The following is an 8,887-nucleotide window of genomic DNA, read 5'->3' on the forward strand; positions in this document are numbered from 1 at the left end:
GTCGCGGGCTGAAGCCCGCTCCCACGGGGAAGCTCGCTGGTTCCCCAAGCCCCGGCTTGGGAACGAGCGGCGAATTATCCTTGTCCGAACCGGATAGCGACTCGCAAACCACCGAGGCAAGAAACCCCACATGACACCGGCCAAGGACACCGTGCGGCTGGCTGCGCTGGCCGATCTTCACTACACCCAGGGCAGCCAGGGAATGCTCCAGGCGTTCGGGGCGGACATCGCGGAACGCGCCGATGTGCTGCTGCTGGGCGGCGACATCGTGGACCGGGGCACGCCGGCGGAAGCCAAGCTGTTCGCCAAGGAATTAACGGCGACGGTGAAAGTGCCGGTGCTGGCGGTGCTGGGCAATCACGAGTACGAGGCGGGCCACGAGGCGGAAGTGCGGGACATCTTCGCCACGGCGGGCATCCTCGTGCTGGACGGCGACGCCCACGAAATCCACGGCGTCGGCTTCGCCGGGGTGAAGGGCTTCGCGGGCGGGTTCGGGCAGCACGCCTTGCAGCCCTGGGGCGAGGCCACCGTCAAGCGGTTCGTCCGCGAGTCGGTGGACGAGGTGATGAAGCTGGAATCGGCCCTCGCCAAGCTGCGCTCATCCCGCCGGGTCGCCCTGCTGCATTATTCGCCCATCCGCGCCACGGTCGAGGGCGAACCGCCGGAAATCATGGCCTTTCTGGGTTCGAGCCGCCTGGAGGAACCGCTGGACCGCTACGCCGTGACGGCGGTCTTCCACGGTCACGCCCATCGCGGCCAACCGGAGGGCCGCACCCGTGGCGGCGTTCCGGTCTACAACGTGGCCTGGCCGGTGTTGAAGCGCGGGCTTCCGAATGGGCCACCGCTGCGCTGGGTCGAAATCCCGGTCGGCCCCGAAGCCGCTCCCTAAAGCGTTTTTCACAGGGATGTTGGCCCCTTTCAAACCACCAAACCCCTCCCCGGCCCTCCCCTTACCAGGGGAGGGAGAAAAGCCCCCGCCGATACACTCTTGCCTAATTGAGGGAAGGATCAAAAGCCCCCCCGATAAGGGGGTTGGGGGGTTAAACCGAGTCCCTGCGCCCCACTCCCCACCCATCGGTGAATCCACCATGCCCAACACGCACTATGCCTTTTCCATGTCCGACCCCGTGGCGAACGGCTTCTATCGCCGCGCCCTAACCCTGTTGAGCCAAGCCGGTTTGCGCTTCCTGGTGGGGGGCGCTTACGCCTTGCGCTGTTATACGGGCATCCACCGCGACACCAAGGATTTGGATATTTTCGTCCATCCCCGCGACCGCGACCGGGTGGTGGGTGCGCTGGCGGCGGCGGGTTATCAGACCGACCACACGTTCCCCCATTGGCTGAGCAAGGCGGTGTTCGGCGAGCATTTCATCGACATCGTGTTCAGCTCGGGGAATGGGCTGTGCCCGGTGGACGATGAGTGGTTCGAGCATGGCGTGGACCGGGAGGTGCTGGGTTTGCCGGTGGCGTTGTGCCCGGTGGAGGAGATGGTGTGGTCGAAGGCGTTCATTCAGGAACGGGAGCGCTACGACGGGGCGGACATCGCGCATATATTGCGGACCTGTGCGGGGCATATCGCGTGGCCCCGGCTGATGCGGCGCTTCGACGAGCATTGGCGGGTGCTGCTGGGGCATTTGGTGTGGTTCGGCTTCATTTATCCGGCGGAGCGGGACCGGGTGCCGGAGTGGGTGATGCGGGATTTGTTGTACCGGCTGGAGAAGGAGTTGGACGGGACGCCGCCAGTGGGCAAGGTCTGTCAGGGGACGCTGGTGTCGCGGGAGCAGTATTTGGCGGATGTGATGGAGTGGGGCTATGAGGATGCGCGGTTATTGCCGCGTGGGCGGATGACGCGGGAGGAGGTGGCGCATTGGACGGGGGTGATTGGGGGGCATTAGAGTTTGGGCTTATTCGGCAGCCCGCATGGGATGCGCTGAGGAACGAAGCGCATCCTGTTGGGGTAATTGATGCGCCTCCTTCGTCGGCACATCCTACCCAGACGAATTCCGCCGCCCCGCCATAAAGAGGTGCGCACGCACCGAAAAGCACGCATGGCTTAAGCGGTAATCAATCGCCTAAGCCGACCAACCCTCGCACCATTTGATGAACCAAAAACTCATCAACAAGCGGCTCAAAAATTGCACATGGTCTTCCGGCGTGCGTATTACGCTGCGCGCCGAAGCCTATTGCGCGAGTCCGTCATCATTCCTGCTCATTGGCATTTGATAATGTGCTATGCCGTCCCAAGCCCAAAGGCCCAACAAGGATTTGAACCCAGCCTCCGTACGCGACAGCGGCAGGAGGGGCGGTGGTCATTCATCGGTAGATCATGCATTCACTCAACTTCAAGGAGACGTCCCCATGCTTCTTTCGATTCTCAACGAACTCAACGACACCTCCGACAGCATCCTAGCGTCGAGCGTACTCTCGAACGACGGATTAACCTTGGCAAGCGCCTTCCTCAAAAGCCAACCGCTGGGCTTGGACGAGGACAACATCGGCGCAATGAGTTGCGGGCTAATGGCGCTAAGCCGCAACGCTTTGGGAGATTTGACAGCCGATGGCGTCGAGCAGATTCTCGTAACGGGCAAGGCGGGTTCCATGCTGATGACCCAGGCCGGTTCCGAGGCGATATTGACCGTGGTGATAAAGCCGGAGGCCGAAGCGGGCAGCGTCTTATGCAATATGCGACAGGCCGCCGATGTCATCGGGATGTTGGTCTCCGACAACGCGGTGGCCCATCAGTGAAAATCGCTGTTGTGGCGGCACAAAACCCAGCCTTCCATGGCACGGATAGGCTGGGTTTCCGCAGAATCCCCGACACGGCCCGCATAGGATGCGCTGAGGAACGAAGCGCATCATGCCGACATGACTGATGCGCCTCCTTCGTCGGCACATCCTATGACACTTACCACAAATTAAACCCCCCGCTTGTAACCAAGCGGGGGGTTTTTACTGTCGCGACCTATCCCGACTCAAGCCCGGTGTGGCTGAGCCGCCGCCTGCTGCTGAGCGGCCCCGGACTTAGCCGCGCCCGCCGCCTGCTGCGTCGCATGAGTCGCGTTCTTCTCGGTGGTCTCCACCGCCCGCTGGGCCGATTCCGCCGCCTGTTTTGCAGCCTCGTTCGCCCAATCATTGAAGGCGTGCTGCGTCTCCTGCACCACCCGCAGATAGTCCCCGGCGTGGTCCACCATCTTCTGGCTGAACTCCGCCGCTAGCCGCCCCTCCTCGTTCCGCCACTTGTCCGGGTCTTTGGTATCGCACAGCAAATTAATATGGCGGGAGCTGATGTCCATATAATCCTGCGCCAAATTCAAATTGCGCCGCGTCACCTTCTCGACGGCTGAAAACGCGATGTCGTTCCAGCGCAGGACCGGCTCGAACACCGACCGGCTGAAATCGAACCACTGGTCATAAACCCGGCGATTGCCGGCGGCACGCTCCACCGTTTGCGCGGCGATCTGGTTCCACCGCATAAACGGCTCCATCACGGCGCGATTAATGTCCAACCACTGATTGCATGCGTAGTGAGTATCCATGTCCTAATCCTCGTACTTGGGTTTCTAAACAATCCGACATGCCGACTATCTCGTCATGGTGCGATGCACAATACGCCGGAATAAAAACGCCTTCCATAAGGGATAACACCTAGATAAATCGGATCGGCTTTGGCGTAGAAATACCCGCATCAAACGTGGCGCAAGCTTTAGCTTGTGCATGAGCGAGCTAAGACTCTCGCCCCGGATTTAGGACTCACTGAACGATTGTTGCAGCGCATCAATTCAAGGATCAAATCCGGCCCCAATACCCCACCTGAAAAGGGAGCCTACCTATGACCGACCCAACGCTTTCGGATTATTCGGGCACCGCCCCCTGGCTTAACCTGTGGCTGGATTCGCAACGCCAGTTCTGGGACGCCTGGACGAATCTCGCCCGCCCCGCCCACGACGCCAGCGCCTCCACCCGCGCCCCGCTCAACCCCTGGCAACCGGCCCTGGACTTTTGGACGGGCCTGCTGCGTCCTCCCCAAGCTGGCGCCGAACCGCCCACATCGCCGCCGGGCGGCGAGGCCGCGCTCCCGGGCTTCGCGCTCGGGCCATGGGCCGATTATTGGACGAAGACCCAACGCCACTATTGGAGTATGTGGCAGCCATCGGCGGGGCGGCTCGCCGGACTCCAGCCAGGCGACGGCGGCACCGCCCGCCCCGGCGGCGGGCCGAATCCCATGGCGGGCTTCGCCAACCTGTGGGGGATGCCGCTCGACAACTGGCGGCGGGTCTGCTCGGCGTTTTCATTCATGCCGGGCGACATGGAAAAAGCCGTCCGCGACACCGGCTCGCCCTACGGCCCGGAAAGCCTGCACCGCACCATGGTGGGCTTCCTGTCCATGCCGACGGTGGGCTACACCCGCGAATGGCAGGAAGAATTGCAGCGCTGGAGCTTGCTGTGGCTGAACCACTTCGAGGCGCAACGGGACTACAGCGGCGTCCTCGGGCGGATCATCTGGCGGGCCTACGAGCTGTTCACCCAATCGCTGCGCGGCAAGCCGACCAACGACGAGACGCTGACCAGCCTCCGGGCGTTCTACAACCAATGGATCGACTGCGCCGAGGAGGCGTATGGCGAAATCGCCATTTCCCCCGAGTTCGTCAACGCCCAGGCCCGGCTCACCAACTCCCTGTTCGCCATCAAGCGCCAAGAGCAGAAGATGATGGAGGAAGCCCAAAGCGCCCTCAACATGCCCACCCGGCGCGAATTGGACACCAGCCACAAGCGCGTGCATCAGTTGCAGCGCCGCGTGTGGGAAGTGGAGCGGGAGTTGGAGGAATCGAACGAGGGCATCAACGTGCGGGCGGAATTGGCCGTCTTGCGGAAAGAGGTGGAAGCCCTCCGCGTCGGCGCCGAATCCGACGGTTCCAAGCCCGCCCCGCCCCGCCGTGGCGGTGGAGCGAAGGCGGAAACGTGAATGTCGGCCTGTGGGAGTGGGCTTTAGCCCACGACAAGTCAAGCGTGGGCTAAAAGCCCACTCCCACAAGACCTCCTTCCACAGGATCAAACCAAACAGGAGTACCCCATGCTACGCCCCGACCAAATCGCCCAGGAAGTCTACGAATTCAACCGCCGCGTCACCGCCGGACTGGTCACGCTCAGCCAGATCGACGGCGTGGACGTGGAGGCCAGCCCCAAGGACGAGGTGTTCAGCCAGGACAAGCTGGTCCTCTACCACTACCGCCCGCGGGTGCCCGACCCGTCCAAGGTGCCGCTGCTGATCGTGTACGCCCTGGTGAACCGCCCCTACATGGCCGACTTGCAGGAGGACCGCTCCATCATCCGCGGCCTGCTCGACCAGGGCATCGACGTGTACCTCATCGACTGGGGCTATCCCGACGGCGCCGACCGCTTCCTGGAACTCGACGACTACGTGAACTGCTACATCCGCCGCTGCGTCGATTTCGTCCGCCGCGAACACAAGCTGCCCAGCGTCAACCTGCTCGGCATCTGCCAGGGCGGCACGCTGAGCCTGTGCTTCTCGTCGCTGTACCCGGACAAGGTCAAGAACCTCGTCACCATGGTCACGCCGGTGGACTTCCAGACACCCGACAACACCCTCGGCCAGTGGTATCGGGACTTGGACGTGGACCTGATGGTGGACACCCTCGGCAACATCCCCGGCGAGATGCTGAATTGGAGCTTCCTGTCGCTCAAGCCCTTCCGGCTCACCGGCCAGAAATACATCGACATGGCCGACATCCTGGAGGACAAGGACAAGCTCAAGAACTTCCTGCGCATGGAGAAGTGGATTTTCGACAGCCCCGACCAGCCCGGCGAGTTGTTCCGGCAGTTCATTAAATATTTCTACCAGGAGAACCGGCTGATCCGGGGCAACCTTAAAATCGGCGACGGGAACGTGAAGCTCGCCAACGTCACCATGCCGGTGCTGAATGTCTACGCCACCGACGACCACCTCGTGCCGCCCTCCGCGTCCGTGCCGCTGGCGGATCACGTCGGCACCGAGGACTACTCGGCCCTCGCCTTCAAGGGCGGGCACATCGGCATCTATGTCAGTGGCCGCTCGCAGAAGGACGTGCCGCCCGCCATCGCCAAGTGGCTGAAGGAGCGGTCGCCGGTCCCAAGTTAGTTAGAAGCCCGCTCCCACGGCAAATTGTCTGAAACCTCACCAAGCACGCCTGCCCGAATAAGCAGCACTTGCACCAACGCCGGGCGGGTTCTCAACCGGCCCACCCGCCTTCTCCAACCCTCTTGCCCCAATCCAGGGATGGGGTGGATGCCAAGTCAGCGGCTCATTAAGGGCGCGTTGCCTCAAGTCTTCCAGGCCGTTTCGATCAATATCCTTTCACTTGGCAGGGAGATTGCTTGACTCCCGCCACTCCCGACGCTTCCCCCCGTTCGCCCCATGGCCTGACCGGATCGCGCCGGAATGGATTTGTTCGAAACCCGACGAAACGGACACCTGGTCCCGAGAACAGCCATGTTTTCACAGATTTCCACCGAAGCCGCCAGACAGTTAATCCGGGAAAGAACCCCCGTGATTCTCGATGTCCGCGACCCGGTCGCCTACCGCGACGCCCGGATACCCAACGCCATCCACGTCACCCTGTCCACCATCCAGGCCGCCCTCAAGCGGTTCGGGCGGGACGCGCCCTTGCTGATTTATTGCTACCGGGGCCACGCCAGCAAGGATTTCGCGGAACTGTTCTCCGACTTCGGCTTCCGCGAGGTCTACAGCTTGGAGGGCGGGTTCCAGGCGTGGCACGCGGGCCATGCCGAAATCGAGCGCCCGGTGGCGGCGCCGCCCGTGGTCAACACCGACCCGGCCACCGACTGGCTGCTGGACGAGGGCGGCAACCCCGACGACGTGAATGCCCCCTTGGCCGATGGCTCGTTGCCGCTGATAAAAGCCTGCCAGCAAGGCCGCTCCGAAATCGTCGAAAAGCTCATCGAGTCCGGGGCCGATTGCGCCTCCAGCATTGACGCCTACGGCAACGACGCGCTGTGGGCCGCCTGCTACAGCGGCGATTTGAGGACCATCGCCGCGCTGGTGGACGCGAGGCTGGACCTGAACCGGCGCAACCCCAGCGGGGCCACGGCGCTGATTTATGCCGCCTCCGCAGGCAAGACCGAGGTGGTGGAGTTCCTGCTGGAATTGGGCGCCGATCCGGCGCTTAAAACCGAGGACGATTTCACCGCCCTGGAACTGGCCGCCAACCTCGACATCCTCAAACGGCTGAGACGCGCCACGCGCTCCGCCGCCTGATTTTTTCATTCCTAAACGGACCCCCAACCATGACCACCGAAGAAAGAATCCGCGACCAACTCACGTCCAACCCCGTCCTCCTGTATATGAAGGGCGTGCCGGAAAACCCCGAATGCGGTTTCTCCGCCCGCACCGTCGCCGCCTTGAGGGCGACCGGCATCGAGTTCGCCTATGTGAACGTGCTGGCCGCGCCGTTCATCCGCGAGAAGCTGCCCAAGATTTCCCACTGGCCGACCTATCCGCAATTGTTCGTGAAGGGCGAGCTGGTGGGCGACTGCGACATCGTTGAAGAGATGGCCCAGAAGGGCACCCTCAAGCCCCTGCTGGAAACGGCCACCCCCAGCGCGGGAGCCTGACCGCCATGGACATCAGCGAAGTCCGCAACCTCATCGAAACCGCCCTGCCCGGCTGCCGCCTGTCGGTGGATGGCGAGGGCTGCAACTTTTCCGTGAAGATCGTGAGCGAGGCGTTCGAAGGGCTAAGCCCGGTGAAGCGCCAGCAATTGGTGATGGCGGCGGTTCAGGAACCGCTGTCCACTGGCGCCCTGCACGCCATCAGCATGAAGGTCTACACCCCGGCGGAATGGAGCGCCGAAGGCCCGGCGGCGAGTGGCTTGGTGCAGGTTTCGTAGTTTCGTAGAGGTTCTGGAGTCCGAACTTTAGTTTGGCTTCTTCAATAGCTTAAAGCGTTCGTAATCCCGCCTTCAGGCGGTGATTTGCCGCCTGAAGGCGGGACTACGAGCCAAAAGTTGCGTAAGTCCTGTTAAATAACGGCATACACGATGGCGGCATAGCGGGCGGCCTTGCCCACCGCGATGGCCGCCAGCGATCCCCAGAACGGCAGCCGCAGCCAGCCCGCCGCGAAGCAGAAGCCATCGCCCACCACGGGCAGCCACGACAACAGCAGAATCGGAATCCCCCAGCGCCGCACCGTGGCCACGGCCTGGTGGCGGCGCGGCTCGTCCGGGCGGTCGGCGGGATAGCGGCGGGCGGTCCAATGCCCCAGCCACCAGGTCGTCACCGCGCCCAGGGTGTTGCCGATGGTGGCCGTCAGCAGCAAGAGCATGGGCGCGTGGGTGGCTTGGTGGACCAGATAGGCCAGCACGGCTTCGGACCCGCCCGGCGCGAGGGTGGCGGACATGAAGGCGCTGCCGAACAGGCCAAGCAGGGACAGAATTGAGTCGGGGATTTCCATGATGGGCATTGGGTCGGGTCTATCGTTTTATCGTTCCCACGGTCTCCGTCACCGCCATTAAGTTAGGCTACCCGTTCGCTGAGCGGAGTCGAAGCGAACCTACCGAGGGGCTTTGATTTCGCTGGCTTCGACCCCGCCCTTCGGCTGCGCTCAGGACAGGCTCAGCCAACGAAATCAAGCCCGCGCACTCTTAACTTAACGGCAGTGACGGAGACCGTGGGAACGATAAGGCGATTTCCGAAAATGCTTGTCACCGTTGATCTGGATGTAGGATGGGTAGAGCGTACTCGCGAAACCCATCGAGCTGGATGTAGGATGGGTAGAGCGTACTCGCGAAACCCATCGAGCCGGACACAGGGTGATGGGTTTCGCTTCGCTCTACCCATCCTACAGGTATGTCTTTTCATGGAAATCGCCTAA

The 8,887-nt window shown here is 62.6% G+C and carries 10 protein-coding genes; 8 read left to right on the plus strand and 2 right to left on the minus strand.

What is annotated here, in order from left to right:
• Positions 1–130: 130 nt before the first annotated feature.
• From ACXWUF_RS13485 to ACXWUF_RS13495, 3 genes are all read left to right on the plus strand, one after another.
• A complete protein-coding gene (locus tag ACXWUF_RS13485; RefSeq protein ID WP_458495183.1) occupies positions 131–889 on the plus strand; it encodes a metallophosphoesterase family protein in 759 nt (252 codons plus the stop codon).
• A gap of 199 nt (positions 890–1,088) precedes the next feature.
• Positions 1,089–1,895, plus strand: a complete 807-nt coding sequence (locus tag ACXWUF_RS13490) for a nucleotidyltransferase family protein (RefSeq protein WP_458495184.1) — start codon at positions 1,089–1,091, stop codon at positions 1,893–1,895.
• Positions 1,896–2,358: 463 nt separating this feature from the next.
• Positions 2,359–2,745 (plus strand): roadblock/LC7 domain-containing protein, encoded by a 387-nt coding sequence (locus tag ACXWUF_RS13495; protein ID WP_458495185.1) that lies wholly within the window; start codon positions 2,359–2,361, stop codon positions 2,743–2,745.
• A 227-nt stretch (positions 2,746–2,972) separates the two neighbouring features.
• Here the strand turns inward: ACXWUF_RS13495 and ACXWUF_RS13500 are convergent, their stop codons facing one another.
• A complete protein-coding gene (locus ACXWUF_RS13500; RefSeq protein WP_458495186.1) occupies positions 2,973–3,473 on the minus strand; it encodes a phasin family protein in 501 nt (166 codons plus the stop codon).
• A gap of 356 nt (positions 3,474–3,829) precedes the next feature.
• Here ACXWUF_RS13500 and phaE point away from each other — a divergent pair, with 356 nt between their 5' ends.
• From phaE to ACXWUF_RS13525, 5 genes are all read left to right on the plus strand, one after another.
• Entirely contained in the window at positions 3,830–4,963 is a 1,134-nt protein-coding gene (gene phaE, locus ACXWUF_RS13505) for a class III poly(R)-hydroxyalkanoic acid synthase subunit PhaE (RefSeq protein WP_458495187.1), read from the plus strand.
• Positions 4,964–5,071: 108 nt separating this feature from the next.
• Complete coding sequence (phaC, locus tag ACXWUF_RS13510) at positions 5,072–6,136, plus strand: class III poly(R)-hydroxyalkanoic acid synthase subunit PhaC (protein ID WP_458495188.1); 1,065 nt, start codon at positions 5,072–5,074, stop codon at positions 6,134–6,136.
• A 351-nt stretch (positions 6,137–6,487) separates the two neighbouring features.
• Positions 6,488–7,273 carry an ankyrin repeat domain-containing protein gene (locus ACXWUF_RS13515; protein WP_458495189.1) on the plus strand — a complete coding sequence of 262 codons (786 nt, stop codon included), beginning with the start codon at positions 6,488–6,490 and terminating at the stop codon, positions 7,271–7,273.
• A 29-nt stretch (positions 7,274–7,302) separates the two neighbouring features.
• Positions 7,303–7,629 carry a Grx4 family monothiol glutaredoxin gene (gene grxD, locus ACXWUF_RS13520; protein ID WP_458495190.1) on the plus strand — a complete coding sequence of 109 codons (327 nt, stop codon included), beginning with the start codon at positions 7,303–7,305 and terminating at the stop codon, positions 7,627–7,629.
• A 5-nt stretch (positions 7,630–7,634) separates the two neighbouring features.
• Complete coding sequence (locus tag ACXWUF_RS13525; protein WP_458495191.1) at positions 7,635–7,904, plus strand: BolA family protein; 270 nt, start codon at positions 7,635–7,637, stop codon at positions 7,902–7,904.
• A gap of 131 nt (positions 7,905–8,035) precedes the next feature.
• On the opposite strand, the gene ACXWUF_RS13530 is transcribed toward ACXWUF_RS13525, so the two are convergent.
• The gene (locus ACXWUF_RS13530; RefSeq protein ID WP_458495192.1) at positions 8,036–8,467 is read right to left on the minus strand and encodes a YqaA family protein; all 432 of its coding nucleotides are present in this window, start codon (positions 8,465–8,467) and stop codon (positions 8,036–8,038) included.
• Positions 8,468–8,887 lie beyond the last annotated feature (420 nt).

This window comes from Methylomagnum sp., assembly GCF_054333355.1.